General features: G+C 59.7%; 16 protein-coding genes. 9 read left to right on the plus strand and 7 right to left on the minus strand.

All coding sequences use genetic code 11. From position 1 onward, the window contains the following. Positions 1–1,035: an alpha/beta fold hydrolase gene (locus V3W27_RS21485; protein WP_330207480.1), complete on the minus strand. Its 1,035-nt coding sequence runs from the start codon at positions 1,033–1,035 to the stop codon at positions 1–3. Between the two features lie 301 nt (positions 1,036–1,336). Between V3W27_RS21485 and V3W27_RS21490 the strand changes: the two genes are divergently transcribed. Next, positions 1,337–1,750, plus strand: a complete 414-nt coding sequence (locus V3W27_RS21490; RefSeq protein WP_027613829.1) for a cupin domain-containing protein — start codon at positions 1,337–1,339, stop codon at positions 1,748–1,750. A gap of 6 nt (positions 1,751–1,756) precedes the next feature. Here V3W27_RS21490 and V3W27_RS21495 read toward each other — a convergent pair whose 3' ends face one another. Both V3W27_RS21495 and V3W27_RS21500 read right to left on the minus strand, forming a co-directional pair. Continuing rightward, positions 1,757–2,776 (minus strand): AraC family transcriptional regulator, encoded by a 1,020-nt coding sequence (locus V3W27_RS21495; protein ID WP_027613830.1) that lies wholly within the window; start codon positions 2,774–2,776, stop codon positions 1,757–1,759. Positions 2,777–2,866: 90 nt separating this feature from the next. Continuing rightward, entirely contained in the window at positions 2,867–3,562 is a 696-nt protein-coding gene (locus V3W27_RS21500; RefSeq protein WP_027613831.1) for an SDR family NAD(P)-dependent oxidoreductase, read from the minus strand. A gap of 437 nt (positions 3,563–3,999) precedes the next feature. Between V3W27_RS21500 and V3W27_RS21505 the strand changes: the two genes are divergently transcribed. Next, positions 4,000–5,496: a sensor domain-containing diguanylate cyclase gene (locus V3W27_RS21505; RefSeq protein WP_330207481.1), complete on the plus strand. Its 1,497-nt coding sequence runs from the start codon at positions 4,000–4,002 to the stop codon at positions 5,494–5,496. A 41-nt stretch (positions 5,497–5,537) separates the two neighbouring features. Here the strand turns inward: V3W27_RS21505 and V3W27_RS21510 are convergent, their stop codons facing one another. The 3 genes from V3W27_RS21510 to V3W27_RS21520 all read right to left on the minus strand — a co-directional run bounded on the left by V3W27_RS21510 (position 5,538) and on the right by V3W27_RS21520 (position 7,726). Further along, entirely contained in the window at positions 5,538–6,455 is a 918-nt protein-coding gene (locus tag V3W27_RS21510) for an AraC family transcriptional regulator (RefSeq protein WP_330207482.1), read from the minus strand. A gap of 80 nt (positions 6,456–6,535) precedes the next feature. Next, positions 6,536–6,793, minus strand: a complete 258-nt coding sequence (locus tag V3W27_RS21515; RefSeq protein ID WP_330207483.1) for an Atu4866 domain-containing protein — start codon at positions 6,791–6,793, stop codon at positions 6,536–6,538. Positions 6,794–6,961: 168 nt separating this feature from the next. After that, positions 6,962–7,726: an SDR family NAD(P)-dependent oxidoreductase gene (locus V3W27_RS21520; protein WP_204895496.1), complete on the minus strand. Its 765-nt coding sequence runs from the start codon at positions 7,724–7,726 to the stop codon at positions 6,962–6,964. A gap of 165 nt (positions 7,727–7,891) precedes the next feature. On the opposite strand from V3W27_RS21520, the gene V3W27_RS21525 reads away from it, so the two are divergent. The 4 genes from V3W27_RS21525 to V3W27_RS21540 all read left to right on the plus strand — a co-directional run bounded on the left by V3W27_RS21525 (position 7,892) and on the right by V3W27_RS21540 (position 12,442). Then, a complete protein-coding gene (locus tag V3W27_RS21525) occupies positions 7,892–8,836 on the plus strand; it encodes a helix-turn-helix domain-containing protein (protein WP_027613836.1) in 945 nt (314 codons plus the stop codon). Positions 8,837–9,017: 181 nt separating this feature from the next. Continuing rightward, positions 9,018–9,752, plus strand: a complete 735-nt coding sequence (locus tag V3W27_RS21530) for an SDR family oxidoreductase (RefSeq protein ID WP_330207484.1) — start codon at positions 9,018–9,020, stop codon at positions 9,750–9,752. Between the two features lie 178 nt (positions 9,753–9,930). Further along, entirely contained in the window at positions 9,931–10,152 is a 222-nt protein-coding gene (locus tag V3W27_RS21535) for a hypothetical protein (protein ID WP_247269071.1), read from the plus strand. Positions 10,153–10,315: 163 nt separating this feature from the next. Next, entirely contained in the window at positions 10,316–12,442 is a 2,127-nt protein-coding gene (locus tag V3W27_RS21540) for a TonB-dependent siderophore receptor (RefSeq protein WP_330207485.1), read from the plus strand. Positions 12,443–12,509: 67 nt separating this feature from the next. Here the strand turns inward: V3W27_RS21540 and V3W27_RS21545 are convergent, their stop codons facing one another. Beyond that, positions 12,510–13,049, minus strand: coding sequence for a GAF domain-containing protein (locus V3W27_RS21545; RefSeq protein WP_330207486.1), 540 nt, complete (start codon positions 13,047–13,049; stop codon positions 12,510–12,512). Positions 13,050–13,267: 218 nt separating this feature from the next. Between V3W27_RS21545 and V3W27_RS21550 the strand changes: the two genes are divergently transcribed. The 3 genes from V3W27_RS21550 to V3W27_RS21560 all read left to right on the plus strand — a co-directional run bounded on the left by V3W27_RS21550 (position 13,268) and on the right by V3W27_RS21560 (position 15,183). Continuing rightward, complete coding sequence (locus tag V3W27_RS21550) at positions 13,268–13,498, plus strand: hypothetical protein (RefSeq protein ID WP_027613841.1); 231 nt, start codon at positions 13,268–13,270, stop codon at positions 13,496–13,498. An 83-nt stretch (positions 13,499–13,581) separates the two neighbouring features. Next, a complete protein-coding gene (locus V3W27_RS21555) occupies positions 13,582–13,821 on the plus strand; it encodes a hypothetical protein (protein WP_027613842.1) in 240 nt (79 codons plus the stop codon). Positions 13,822–13,956: 135 nt separating this feature from the next. Next, complete coding sequence (locus V3W27_RS21560) at positions 13,957–15,183, plus strand: zinc-dependent alcohol dehydrogenase (protein ID WP_330207487.1); 1,227 nt, start codon at positions 13,957–13,959, stop codon at positions 15,181–15,183. Positions 15,184–15,189: the final 6 nt, after the last annotated feature.

Genomic DNA, 15,189 nt, shown 5'->3' on the forward strand with positions numbered 1-15,189 from the left:
TCAGAGGTGATCGGCGTCGATCACTGCCTGAGCAAACGCCTGCGGATCCTCCTGCGGCAGGTTGTGGCCGATGCCGCCGTTGATCAGGCGGAACTGGTACTTGCCGGTGAACCGCTTGGCGTAATCCTCAGGCGCCGGGTGCGGCGCGCCGTTGGCATCGCCCTCGAGGGTGATGGTCGGCACACTGATAAATGGGGCGCTGGCGAGTTTCTGCTCCAGCGCCGCGTATTGCGGTTCGCCCTGCACCAGGCCCAGACGCCAGCGGTAGTTGAACACGGTGATTTCGACGTGATCGGGGTTTTCCAGCGCTTTGGCGCTGCGGTCGAACGTGGCGTCATCGAAGGCCCATTTCGGTGAGGCGAGCTGCCAGATCAGCTTGGCGAAGTCGTGGGTGTTTTTACGGTAACCGTCCCGGCCACGGTCGGTGGCGAAGTAGAACTGATACCACCACTGCAATTCGGCCTTGGGCGGCAACGGATTTTGCCCGGCAGCCTGATTGCCGATCAGGTAGCCGCTGACTGACACCAATGCCTTGACTCGCTCCGGCCACAGCGCCGAGACGATATCTGCCGAGCGCGCGCCCCAGTCGTAACCACCGAGCACCGCTTGCTTGATGTTCAGGGCATCCATGAAGTCGATCACGTCGCTGGCCAGCGCCGCAGGCTGGCCGTTGCGCAGTGTCTGATCGGAGAGGAAATGCGTGTCGCCATAACCCCGCGCATACGGCATCAGCACCCGATACCCCTTGGCGGCGAGCAACGGCGCGACCTTGTCATAGCTATGAATGTCGTACGGCCAGCCGTGCAGCAGAATCACCACCGGCCCCTGCGCCGGGCCGGTTTCGGCGTAGGCCACATCCAGCAGCCCGGCCTTCACATGCTTGAGCGGGCCGAACGGCGAGGGCGCGGAATAGCTGACGTTGTGGTCGCCGGTTGCCGGCTGCGCGGCGGCGGCCGTTGGCATTTGCGTCGCCGCCAGCGCGCCGAACAGCGTCACGGCGAGGATGTTCATACGGTTGAATGCTGCGTTTTTCATGCTGAAGTCTCCTTGGCGATCCTGTCGGGGGCAGGTGCGGGCTGAGCCCGGCAAACCTTGCAGGCATTTGAACGCCGGGACGTATCTGGTCCATGTCGAAAAAGCGCGATGATTCAAGTTCATGTATCGCCGGGGTGTCTGTACACACTGTGATACACAGCCGGTGTGCTTTGTATGGCCGTGTATCCAGCATTGCGCGCGATACACGGCGAGACCAAACCCGGGTTTTTCGACACATCGCCGCTACACCGGGCAGTCACAGTGCAGGCCTTCACACCATGACTGTCGAGAGGGTAATTGCATGCAACGCACACTGATTCTGGCCACTGTGGCCGCACTGGTTTCATTCACCGGCCTGGCGCAGGCGGCAGACGCTCAGGCCATGAGCTGGCAGCAGGGCCTGAGTCGTACCGACCTGATTCGTCAGGACCTGGGCGCCGCGGATCGCGAGGTGATACAGGCACGTATCGATTTCGAACCGGGTGTCACCGCGCCGCGGCATGCGCATCCGGGTGTCGAAGTGGCGCACGTGCTCAGCGGCACGCTGGAGTATCAACTGGAGGGGCGGCCGGCGGTCACGCTAAAGGCCGGGGACTCACTGTTCATCCCGGCAGGCGTGGCCCATGTGGCGAAGAACGTCGGCCAGGACCAAGGCGTGGAACTGGCGACCTATGTGGTGAAAAAGGGCCAGCCGCTGCTGCAGCTGAAACCGTGATCGGGCTTATCTGGCGCGCAATAACTTGCGGTAATCCACCGGTGAAATCCCGCGGGCCTGACGGAAGGAATGGCTGAAAGAACTGGCCTGCGAGTAACCCAGCATCAGGGCGATGTTCATGATGCTGGTCTCGGTGCGGCGCAGGTAATGGTCGGCCAGTTCCATGCGCATGGTTTCCAGCACTTGATTGAAGTTTTCCCCTTCGGCCGCCAGTTTGCGCTGCAAGGTGCGCGGTGAAATCGCCAATTGCCGGGCCAGGCTTTTCAGGCTGAAATCACCGGTCGGCAATTGCTCGGTGAGCAGCGCGCGCAATCGATCTGTGACCGAAAACGCCGGATACGACAGGCACAACTGCCAGTCGGCCTCCAGCAGCATGCTGCGATGCATGCGCGGGTCGGCGCCCTGGATTCGTGTAGAGAGTGTCGATTCGGCAAACACTAGCGCATTGCAACCGGCCTCGAACTGCACCGGACAGCCAAAGAAGTGTTCATACAGCGCCGGTTCGCCCACCGCCGAATGCATCATCCGGACTTCCAGCATCGGCTGATTACTCGCGATCAACCAGCGGCCGAACGCTGCCCAGCCGACCATCAGCGCTTCCTGATGCAGGGCGCAATAGGGCTCCAGTTCACTGATGCGTTGATCTTCGAGAGTCACGCGGCCGTCGCCGATGACGATCCGGGTCTGGCTGGACGGACTGTCGTAAACGATCTTGCCGAAACGCAGAATCATGTTCAGCGATTCGCCCAGTGTCGCGCTGGTCATCAGCACATAACCCAGCACGCCGTAGGTGCCCGGGCGTACGGCGGCGCCGACCAGCAGGCCGAAATGCGGCAGGTTGCTGCTGAGCGCCGCCAGTTCCAGCAAGGCACGCAGTTGGCGCATGGGAATGCGCACGATCGAGTCGGACAACTGCTCGCGTGAGAGTCCGGTCTGCTGCAACAGCCAGTCGCCATCGCAGCCGTATTGTTCGGCGACATCAAGGACGTGGTTAACGAAGGCAGCGCTGGAAGTGGCGGGTCGCATGGGGGGAGGGGAAGTCCGGTAATCCGGTGATCTTGCTTTTCCGAAAGGTGAAGAAAGCGACGTCGCCAAGGCGCGCGGCGTCAATAGACCCTACATGCGCCCGATCACCGGAATACCGGTGCCAGTGACGGCCGACGCTTGTTCCGAGATCAGAAACAGAATGACCGCCGCCAGTTGAGCGGGCGTCACCCAGCGCTGATGCTCGGCGTCGGGCATGGCTTCACGGTTTTGCGGGGTGTCGAGCACGCTCGGTAACACGGCATTGACCGTGATGCTCATGTCCTTGAGTTCTTCGGCGAGGCTTTCGGTCAGGCGCAAAACGCTGGATTTCGACGCGGCGTAAGCGCCCATGCCCAGCCCGGCCTTCGCCGCCATGCTCGATCCGATATTGACGATGCGTCCCGCCGAGGATTGCAGCAGCAATGGCAGCAAGGCTTTGCTGGCGTTCAATGCGGTTCGAAGGTTCAGCGAGTAGAGCCGATCCCAGGCCTCTATCGCGCTGCCCAGCAACGGCTCCCACGCATAGCCGCCGGCGCCGTTGACCAGGGCGTCGAGGCGTCCGAAATAGCGGTTGATCTGGTGGGCGACTGCTTGGCAATCGGCAAGGGAGGTCAGATCGATGCCGGACAGGACCAGTCGATTGTGGGAACTGGGCATCGCCATCGTCGCCTGATCGATCAGCACCAGATCCGCGCCCTGGGCTGCGGCCATGTCCGCCAGGGTCTCGCCGAGATTCCCCAGGGCGCCGGTAATCGCCACAACGCGCCGTGAGAGTGACTGAGTCATCAAGAGTCCTTTCCTTTTTAAGGGCGCATACTCTAATGATATCGGTGGCCCGTGGCATGCTTTTGGATGTCAACTTGTTGTGCAAAAGTGCCAAAATTTTATGCTTGGCAACACATCACGAAAGGGTCGTGAAACAGGCGTCAGAAAGTTGGCTTCTGACGGTGGGCGCCAAGCGGATTCTGAAAGCCTGGCGATGGTTTGGTCTGGCATTCTTGTCGCTGTTTCGCCAAGCGCAAATCCTTCCGAAGTCTTTAGCAGGCTTTTTCCGGACGACGCAGCGCAAATCGGAAGTATGTCTTTTTTGCGCGACATAATCTGTTGCTGCAGCAAGCCAGTGCTGCTTGTATCCTTGCGCGCGACAAGGACACGCGGCTGCAGTCATCGAGTCGGTCGACCCGCCGCAGGAACGGAAACCGGACTTTCCCAAAGGTAGTAATGTGAAGCGTGATACCCGCCTGGTTGTGCTTTTGTTGTTGGTGATCGGTTGTTCCCTCGGGTCACTGACGGTGTGGAAAGTGCTGGCCTCTCGAGAGCGCGCACTGGAGGAGGTAAACGTTCATGGCTTGAACCTGACCCAGGCGCTGGCGACTTATTCCGAAGGGATCGTTCGCCAGAGTTCGTTGCTGTTGCTCGGGATCGTCGAACGTCTGGAAACCGAAGGCAGTGGCCCCGCGCAGATCCAGCGTCTGAGCGCACTGGTCAATCGTCAGGAACCGCTGATGCCGCAGCTCAGCGGCATCACCATCTACGACAATCAGGGCCGTTGGCTGATGTCGTCCAACCGACCGATTCCGGCCGGGGCCAACAGCAGTGATCGTGTTTATTTCATCCATCATCGTGACGATCCGAGCCGCGAAACCTTTATCGGTCCGCCGATCCAGAGCCGCTCCAATCAGGAGTGGGTGATCACCGTCAGCCGCCGTTTCAATGATGCGCACGGCGAGTTTGCGGGTGTGGTGGCGGTGACCCTGGGAATCGAAAACTTCCTGCGCCTGTTCGGCAAGATCGACGTCGGGCAGGACGGGGCCATCGGCTTGTCCTACACCGACGGTACGTTGCTGGTGCGCTATCCCTTCCGCGAGCAGGACATGGGCCGCAATTTTTCCAAGTCGCCCATCTATGAGAAGTATCTGGTCGATCGATCGGTCGGCACCGCGTCATTTACTTCCAGCCTCGATGGCGTCGAGCGGCTCTATGCCTTCCGCAAGAGCGACCGGCTGCCGCTGATCACCACCGTCGCCCTCGGCAAACGCGAAGCCCTTGCGGCGTGGCGCATGGAGGCCTGGCTGTCGGCAGTGGTGGTCGCGGGGTTGCTGGGGCTTACCGGGCTCATCGGCTGGTTTCTGATTCTCGATATTCGCAGGCGTACCAGGGCTGAAGATCAATTGCGCGGGACGCAGCAGCAGTTGCTTTCCTCCAATCGTCAGCTTGAGTTACTGGCGATGAAGGACGCCCTGACCGGCCTGGCCAACCGGCGCTGCTTCGATGAGAGCCTCGCCATGGAAGCCCGACGCGCACAACGTGACGGCACGACGCTGGCGTTGCTGATGATCGATATCGATTACTTCAAGCTGTTCAACGACTCGTTCGGGCATGTCGCCGGCGATGCCTGCCTGCAGAAGGTCGGGACAATCCTCGAAGGTTGTGTACGGCGCCCCTCGGATCTGGTGGCGCGTTACGGCGGCGAGGAGCTGAGCGTGATCATGCCGGCCACCGACAGTGACGGTGCTGCAGTGGTCGCGCAGTTGATCCTCGAACGCTTGGAGCAAGCGAACATCGCACACCCGTCCAGCCCGTTCGGCCGGCTGAGTGTGAGTATCGGCATCGCTACGGTCTCGGGGGCCCAACTGCAATCCTTGCAAGGGTTGATTGAGGTCGCCGATCAGGCGCTGTATAACGCCAAGACGCTGGGGCGTAACCGGTTTGTGAAGTGATTGGTGGGCATTAATCCGATAGATCGCCGTCAGGCTGACTTTCACGCCGGGCGGCGAACCCGCTGGGTGTCTCTTGATGGCGGACACCCGAACTGGCGACTGTATTCCCGGCTGAATTGCGACGGGCTTTCGTAGCCCACTCGATAGCAGGCACTCGCCACATCCAGCCCTTCGCCGAGCAATAAGCGGCGGGCTTCCTGCAGGCGAAGCTGTTTCTGGTATTGCAGTGGACTCATGGCCGTCACGGCCTTGAATTGATGATGCAATGTGGAGCTGCCGAGACTTGCGACCCGCGCGAGTTCTTCGATGCGCAAGGGTTGGGTGTAGTGGTTGTTCAGCCAATCGATTGCCCGCGTTACCCGGCGTGTTTGCGAGTCAACGAGGGCAAGCTCATACAGACGACGACCGTGCACACCTCGCAGGAGCCGGTAATACAGCTCGCGAAGGGCGAGGGGCGCGAGCATGCCGATGTCTTTCGGTGTTTCCAGTAGCCGGACCAGCCGAAGCATGGTTTCCAGCAGAGGCACATCGACCTTTTCAATGAACAGGCCAAGCTCCGGCTCGTCCGGGACGCCCGTCGGGGGCGAATCGGCGATGACCTGCGCGATTTCCGTGGCTTCGAAATCAATGCGGATACACAGGTAGGGCGCCTCCGGGCTGGCCATCAACACGCGCCCGGAAACGGGAAGTGTCACTGAGACCACCAGGTAACTGAGCGGGTCGTACAGGTAATGGTCGTCACCCAGGCCGACTTCTTTTTGTCCTTGCACGATCAGGCAAAGTGCCGGCTTGTGCACGGTGTGGATCAGCTCCGAAGGCGCGTCAAAACGGATCACATGCAAGGACGCTATGGCTGTCTCATAGACCCCGGATGCGCTAAACCGTTGCGTCAGCAAGCGAACCAGTTCGTCACGGTAGATGGCCGTGTTTTGCAGGATGAAAGCATCGCTCTGTTGCATTTCAGGCTCTCACAAGTGTCCATGAGCGTCTGCCCGGAACTGTCCAGGCAGACGATATTCACCCGACATCATTAAAGTGCTCATTGCCGATAAAGGACCATGCCGGCGTGATACAGCACGTCGTCATGAAAATGCCCGTCAGCGGTGAAGCCGGTGTCGTCCCAGTACTGGATATAGTCACCGGTTATTTCGTAGCGACCTTCATAAGCACTGTTATTTTTACCACGGGCCTCGTCATAACGCCCAGTGGTCAGAAGCTCGTGACGGATGAATCCATCGGCGGTGACCCACATCCCGGCGTAACGATGGTCAGGCGTGATTTGTCTGGCATTTTTCATCAGCTTTTCTCCTCAGTCCTCATTCAATCCGAGCGGCCTGCCGTGGCCTGTGTCTGCATCCGTTGCGTGCTTTCAGATTACGTAGCCGAGCGCAGAGGTGTCAGAACAAAACTGCCGCAGATTTGCCTGATCCTCTCGGGCTTGCGGGCGGATCTTTCCTGTAATGGCTCAACCGGCCGTGACGGTCATGCCGCCGTCGGCCATGACAACCGAACCGACCATGAAGCTGGCACGATCCGAGGCGATGAACGCGACCACTTCGGCGATTTCTTCCGGTTGTGCCGCACGGCCGATCGGCGCGGCCTCGCCGTGTTGGGCGAGAAATGCCGGACCATCGTCGACTACATTGTTGAGGATGTTGGTCACCACATCTCCGACGCCGACGGCATTGACGCGGATGCCGTGGCCAATGACTTCAAGCGCCAGGGTGCGCGTCAGTTGCGCGAGTGCGCCTTTGGAAGCGGTGTAGGCGGCGATGGTGGGGAAAGCGAAGTAGGAGGCGTAGGACGCGATGTTGACGATCGAACCGGATTTATTCGGCATCATCGCCTTGACCGCTTCGCGGCTATGCAGAAATGCCGCCGTGGCATTGACCGCCTGAATGCGCTCCCAGTCTTCGCGAGTCATGTCGATGACCAGTTTGTTGATGATGATGCCGGCGTTATTGACCAGGATGTCCAGTCGACCAAATTGCTCGACGGCCAATGCGACCGCGCGTTCGGCGGCCCCGTCCTGAGTGATGTCGGCTACCAGTGGTACCAGCCCGGGGCGAGCCAGCGCCTCTACCTCAGGGTTGATATCTTCGGCGATGACCTTGGCGCCGCGGGCATGCAGCAGTAGTGCGATGGCCTTGCCGATGCCACTGGCCGCGCCAGTGATCAGAGCCACTTTACCGGCCACTTCGTTTGGTGTGCTGTGCTTGATATCGGTCATGATGTTCTCCAGCATTTTGATCGAGTAGGGATTGGCCGGGTCGGCGCCCGCAAGGCGCTGTCATCGGCGACGGGCCTACTGTCTCGCAGCGGGGCGAGGTCGGCTTTCGGGAGATTGCCCCGGCTGTCGGGGTTTTGCGCTGAATCTCAGCAAAAGGGCATGTTCATGACCAATACCGGGCAAACGGCGTTGCAACAGAAGTCCACTTCCTCCCAGGACTTGCGCATCACCGGGCAGTCGATGGGAGACTACCTGCCGGGCGAGCCGCAGGCGTTGCCAGCGTGTCCGGAAATCAAGGACATCGTGATCCGGTTTTTTACCCATGGCAGCGTGGTTGAACCCATTCTCGTGCCTGCGGTGGTGGAACCGCTGCTCGTCCTGGTTCTGGCGGGGTCGGCGAGGGTGGAGGAGCGCGTGCCGGGTGGCGAGTGGGAAGCGGCGGAGGTCAGCGCGGGCGATTTTTTCCTCACCAGTTCCGACGAGCCTTATGAGATGCGCTGGCAGACTCAAGGGGCCGACACCTTTGAAGTCATGCACCTTTATCTGGGGCTGCCGTTGATCGAGCACGCGTCGCGTGAGTTGTTGGGGGATTACGGGGGAGCTGTGCGTTTGCGTGATATTTCCGGGGCACGCGACGCGCGCGTCGCGTTTGTCATGGAGCAGTTGCGCACCGAACTGGTTCTGGAGCGCTCGCCCAGCGCTCTGTTTGCCCGCTCGCTGGCACAGGCGCTGGCCGTACATCTGGTGCGCAGCTATCGCGCCGAGGCCCGCGGCGGACGTCGGAGCAACGCTTTGCAAGCCTACAAGCTGCGCAAAGTCACTGACGCCATGAGTGCGGATCTGGGCGCTGAATTCAGTCTGGCAAAGCTGGCCAGACTGGCCGAGCTGAGCGAGTACCACTTCAGCCGTCTGTTCAAGCGTGCGACGGGTTTTTCGCCTTCGCAGTACTTCATCCGCTTGCGCATGATTCGCGCGCGGCAGCTGTTGCTCGAGACCGGGCGCAGTGTCATCGACGTCGGCCTGGAGGTCGGCTATTCAAGCCCCAGTCACTTCTCTCAGGTATTTCGTCGCGAGGTGGGCGTAACGCCCAGCGAGTTCCGTGGGGCTTGAGCATCGCTGCTTTATCTGTTTTGCAGATTGATGCACACCGACACGAATAGGCAAAAGTTGCGCAGGTTTCGGCACGCGCCGAGCAGGCATGTGCCCTTAATCTTTTCGACGTACCCCGCAGCAACGCCCGCACTTCAGCGGTCGCTGCTGAACTTCAATGCTGAGAGCAGGAGCTACGGATATGTCGAACATTCACAACAAAGTCGTGCTGATTACCGGTGCAAGCAGTGGTATTGGCGAAGCGGCGGCCAGGCTGATCGCCAGCAAAGGTGCCCATGTGGTACTCGGTGCCCGCCGTACAGAGCGTCTGGACCAACTGGTCAGCGAGATCCGGGCCGAGGGTGGCTCGGCCAGCGCCCGCGCACTGGATGTCACCGATCTGCAATCCATGCAGGCGTTCGTGACGTTCGCCAAGGCGCAACATGGCAAGGTCGACGTGATCATCAATAACGCGGGCGTGATGCCGCTGTCTCCCCTGGCCTCGCTGAAAGTCAATGAGTGGAACCAGATGCTCGATGTCAACGTGCGCGGGGTGCTGCATGGTATCGCTGCGGTCTTGCCGGACATGCAGGCGCAAGGGTACGGGCAGGTTATCAATATCTCGTCGATTGGCGGTCTTGCAGTCTCTCCAACCGCCGCGGTGTACTGCGCGACCAAATTCGCCGTCCGCGCCATCTCGGATGGTTTGCGCCAGGAAACCGACAAGATTCGCGTCACGGTGGTGTGCCCGGGTGTCGTTGAGTCGGAACTGGCCGATACGATTTCCGATGAGGTGGCACGCGAGGAAATGAAAGCCTTCCGGCGTGTGGCGCTCAACGCCGACGCCATTGCACGAGCCCTCGCTTATGCCATCGAACAGCCCGACGATGTTGATGTAAGTGAGATTGTGGTACGTCCGACGGCCAGCCCGCACTGAGCCATCCTGGAAGGCAATCGCTCTCAGGCTCAACGCAGTCGTGCATCAACGGCTGCTTTGGGCCGCTTCATTTTCGAGGCCGCAACGAAAACCATCTGTCGCGCCGTCAGTCGCCGCCGCTGAACACTCCAGAACCGCAGCCCTCTACCGACTTACAAGTCACCCGGGGGTAATGACCATGAGCGACATTCGCAAAGAGCAGGCGTTGGCCGCCTGGCGAAAATTACTGGAAGAGCCAGCGATCCGTATGGACGCCGAGGATCAATACGACGAGTTGCTGAAAATGGCCGACACCATGGAGCAGGAAGGGCTGATTACAGCAACAGAATGGCGCCAGTTGGTGCGCAAGGCCGGCGCGAGGTTCGCCCAGGCCACCGAGGGGCTTTCGGGCGGAACCTGAGAATTTGGCGGGGCGGGGCGCAGAGCGACGGTGCCGCATTGACAGCGGCAACTGTTGTTAATGGGAATTTGTATTAATTGCGAATAATTTTGTATAGCATGCGCGGGAGTTTTTTGGCGGATTCACCCCCTGCATTGGCCTATTCGTAAAGGTTTCCCTCTCCATGCGTCGAACCCTCCTTTCCATTTGTGTGCTGCAAGCATTGTCGCCTGCCTCATGGGCTGATCAAACGGGGGCATCACCCTCAACGCTGGAGCTGGACGCAACCGATGTCATCGGTACGGCGAATTACGAAAGGGCGGACGGCCCGGTGCAAGGTTATCGCGCGACGCGCTCGGCCAGCGCCACGCGTACCGACACCTCGATCCATGAAACTGCGCAATCGATCAGTGTCGTCTCGAAGGATGCGGTCGAAGATCTGGGCGCCACCCGATTGCAGGACGCGCTGGACTACGCCGGCGGCGTGGGGCGGGCGAACAATTTTGGTGGGCAGGGTCTGACCACGTTTACCGTGCGTGGCTTCACCACTGGCGAGTTCTATCGCAACGGTTTCCCGATCAACCGCGGCTATCCGAACATGCCGGATGCCAACACAATCGAACGCCTCGAAGTGCTGCGCGGCCCGGCCACCATGCTCTACGGTCGAGGTGATCCTGGCGGCACCTTCAACGTGGTGTCCAAGCAGCCGTTGCCTGAAAGCAGCGTCACCCTGGGCAGCCAACTCAACGATCAGGGCATGAAACGCGGCACGCTGGACGCTTCCGGCCCGCTCGACGAAGAAGGGCGTCTGGCCTATCGCTTGAACGTTGTGGGCGAGGGCGGCGATACTTTCCGCGATCATGTCGAAACCGAGCGCTACGGCATCGCACCGGTGCTCACCTGGCAGGCAACCGACGCGACCAAGCTGATTTTCGAAGGCGATTTCATGCGCAACAACGCGCCTCTGGATCGCGGCCTTACCCGTTACGCAAAACAGACGGGAACCGCTTCGCGCGACAGTTTTTTCGGCGAAAAAGACGCTGGCAAACTGCATAACGACAACAACATGGCGCAAATGCGTTTCGAGCACATGCTCAATGACGACTGGACCCTGGGCGGCGGTTTCCAGTGGCTCGACGGTTCGCTCAAGGGCAACGCAATCGAGGCTAATGGCATTGCCGATGACGGCCGCACTTTGGGGCGCAATTTCAACTATCGCAAGCTGGAGTGGACCGACAAGGATACCCAGCTCAACCTGACCGGGCATTTCGATACCGCGGGTTTGCAGCACACATTGCTCACCGGCATCGAGTACGAGGATTACGACTACAAGTCGATCATCCAGCGCTCCAGCGGCGCTGTCGGTGCGTACCCGATCGACATCTTCGACCCGGTCTACGGCCAGCCGCGCCCGGCGCTCACCCGCACGCCGACACACGACAAGGAAAACCTCAAGACGTATGCCGCGTTCGTGCAGGACCAAGTGGCGTTGACCGATAAACTCAAGGTGCTGGCAGGGGCGCGTTTCGAGCGCTTCGAACATGACTACGAAACTTACGTGCCCGGTGGCAAGAGCTGGCAGGCCAGTGACAACGCGGTGACTCCGCGCATCGGCGTGACCTACGACCTGACCGAGACATTGGCGATCTATGCCGACACGGCGCGCTCTTTCAAGCCGAACACCGGCGCCAGTCGCCAGGGCGGAGGGTTCGAGCCAGAGAAGGGCAAGTCCTATGAAATGGGACTCAAGTGGGAAGCGCTGGATCAGCAGTTGAGCGTCGACGCGGCGATCTATCAGATCGAAAAACGTAACGTGCTGACCACCGACCCGGTTGACTCGACCTTCAGCGTTGCGGCCGGCGAGGTGCGCAGCCGTGGATTCGACGTCAACGTGGCCGGCAACCTGACGCCCGAATGGCGGGTGATGGGTGGCTACGCCTATGTCGATGCCGAGGTGACCAAGGACAACGTACTGCGCTCTGGCACGCGGCTGATGAACATCCCGAAGAACAGCTTCAGCCTGCTGAACATGTATGAGTTCCAGGACGGCACCTTCAAGGGACTGGGCCTGGGCACTGGCCTCAAGTACGTCGACGAGCGCGCCGGCCAAACCGCCAACACCGCGTTTTCGATGGGCAGCTATACCGTTGTCGACTTGCTCAGCTTCTACAAGATCAATGACAAGGTGCGGCTTAATCTCGACGTAAAAAACCTGTTCGACCGTGATTATGAAGAGGGCGCATTCGGCAACGTCTATGCCTACCCGGGGGCGCCGCGAACCGTGCAGATCGGCGTTTCCTACACCTTGTAGCAGGGTGGAGCAAAATTCTCACAGGCCACAAATGAAACAGCCCTGAATATTCAGGGCTGTTTCTTGTTTATCCGATAACGCTTGAAACGTTCTTGCGGTAGCCGCTGCCGGCCTCCGTCAGATTCGCGTAAAAGATACAGCCGATCAGTCTCGCGAACAGGCCTAACGTGTCCGCCAGATCCGGGTCGTCGAAAATCACCGCCCTGGAGTCCAGTGCACACAGCGCGCCCCAAAGTTGTCCGTCGGGCAGGAAAATCGGCGCACCTGCGTAGCTTTCAATCAAATATTGCTTCACCACCGGGCGTGTGGAAAACCTGCCGTCGCGACTTATCTGCGGCACGAAAAGCACCTGAGGGTCTCTGCGAAACTCGCTGCACAGCGTGGTCTCCAATTCCAGCGTGTCGCCGGAATTGATCCCAAGCTCGATCGGATCGTAGGCAGAACAGACGATCCAGTCCGTGTCGGTGAATTTTGCGATCGCCGCGAAGCGCGTTCCGGTCATGCGTGTAACGAGCTGCAGAATATTGGTCGTAGCTTCAATTTCAGCGATAGAGGAACGTTCCTCTGCGCTTAGCAACGCTCTGTCAATGGTGTCACTGAGGGGCATGCATTGTTCTCCGGTCATGATTTTTCGAGTTGGCGACTGCTAAACGCTTTTGAAACTGCCCGTTTTGATACTAAACAAAACGAATTCGTTCACATGAAAGGTTCCTGATGGCTGCCATAGCGAACGATCATTGGCGCGCGGCTTGAGGCACCGTTGTCGGCGGCGTAGCCTTGATCACACAAATTGTTGGATCTCGCATTGAATGCAGGGTGAGGAAAGTGGAAGGCGTAGTGTTGAGCGAAAAGATGCAACGTGAAGCTGATCGGCTTCTGGCGCAGATTGTCCGGGCAGACTCGATGATCATCGCTGTGAAGGCGGGTGCCCGTGCGGATGGCTTCGTGCTTGGGCTGGAAACCAGCGAGGTTCTGCGTGCCGGCGATGCTGAAAAGCTGTACGTCATTTTTGAAGCGGCTTTGGTCGAGCGGCTGAAAACGCTTTCTCGCAGTTGAGCTGCAGAACATTTATCCGCTTGAACTAACGATTGACCGGTAAGTCAGGGTAGTTGTCTGCCACTCTGATTTTGAGGTTATCAATGCGCAACTACACCATCGAGTATCTGTTCAACGGCGAGTCCCGTACGCATCAACTCGCGTTGCAGCAGTCGAAGCTCTCCATTCACGACGCTGCCATGCATCTGCTGGAACTGCACTTTGGGGATGCTGAGAACAGTCTGATCATGCCAACAGCTGACTCGACTGCTGAAGAGATACTGGAGCAGGCCAGTCTGGTGGGTATTACGCAAATCGACGTGAAGGATGCAGGCGCTGACTGATTTGTGGATTCGGCCTTGAGTCCGCGCCGCCATCCCGCTCATCCAGAATGCATAAAACAGAGTGAACTCGCGGTGGCGGAGTCCTTCCGAATTTGAAGAGACAGTTCTTCAATTCCATCGTCAGAGGATTGCACCATGCGAGCATTGACCTACCACGGCGCTCACGATGTACGCGTCGAAACCGTGCCGGACCCGATCCTTGAAGCACCGGACGACATCATTCTGCGAGTGACTGCCACAGCCATCTGCGGCTCGGATCTGCACCTGTATCGGGGCAAGATACCGACGGTCGAACACGGCGATATCTTTGGTCATGAGTTCATGGGCATTGTCGAGGAAACAGGTTCGGCAGTGACCGCGGTGCAGCGCGGCGATCGAGTGGTGATTCCGTTCGTGATTGCCTGCGGCGACTGTTTCTTCTGCCAGCAGGCCCTGTACGCGGCCTGTGAGACAACCAATGCAGGACCGGGCGCGGCGATGAATAAAAAGCGCATACCGCCGCCGGCTGCGCTGTTCGGTTTCAGCCGCATGTACGGCGGAATTCCGGGCGGCCAGGCCGAATTGGTGAGGGTGCCGAAAGCCAATACCGGGCCGTTCAAGGTGCCGGGAACACTGGCGGACGAGAAGGTCTTGTTCCTTTCCGACATTCTGCCGACCGCGTGGCAGGCGGTGATCAATTCGGGCGTTGGCCAGGATTCGAGTCTGGCGATCTATGGCGCCGGGCCGGTCGGACTGCTCAGTGCGGCGTGCGCTCGCATGCTCGGCGTCGAGCGCATCTTCATGGTTGATCACCACGCTTACCGACTGGCCTATGCGCAACGCACCTACGGTGTCATTCCGATCAATTTCGATGAGGACGACGACCCGGCCGATACTATCATCAGCCAGACACCCGGCAACCGTGGGGTGGATGGCGTGATTGATGCGGTGGGCTTCGAGGCCAAAGGCAGCACTACCGAAACGGTGCTGGCCACGCTCAAACTCGAAGGCAGCAGCGGCAAGGCACTGCGTCAGTGCATCGCGGCGGTTCGCCGCGGCGGCTCGGTCAGTGTGCCGGGGGTGTACGCGGGGTTTATCCATGGATTCCTGTTCGGTGACGCTTTCGACAAGGGCCTGACTTTCAAGATGGGGCAGACCCATGTGCAGCGTTATCTGCCGGAACTGCTGGGGCATATCGAAACCGGGCGCCTGCAACCGGACGCAATCATCAGTCATCGACTCTCGCTCGAGCAGGCGGCCGAGGGCTACAAGATCTTCGACAAAAAACAGGAAGACTGCCGCAAGGTCATCCTGACGCCGGGCGGCAGTGCTGTGCCGCTGGCCGAGGTGGACGGGACAGCACCGCTGGTGCCGGCCGTCTGAGCAAGC

It is taken from the genome of Pseudomonas sp. AM14(2022) (assembly GCF_036346455.1).
Taxonomy (GTDB): Bacteria; Pseudomonadota; Gammaproteobacteria; order Pseudomonadales; family Pseudomonadaceae; genus Aquipseudomonas; species Aquipseudomonas putida_A.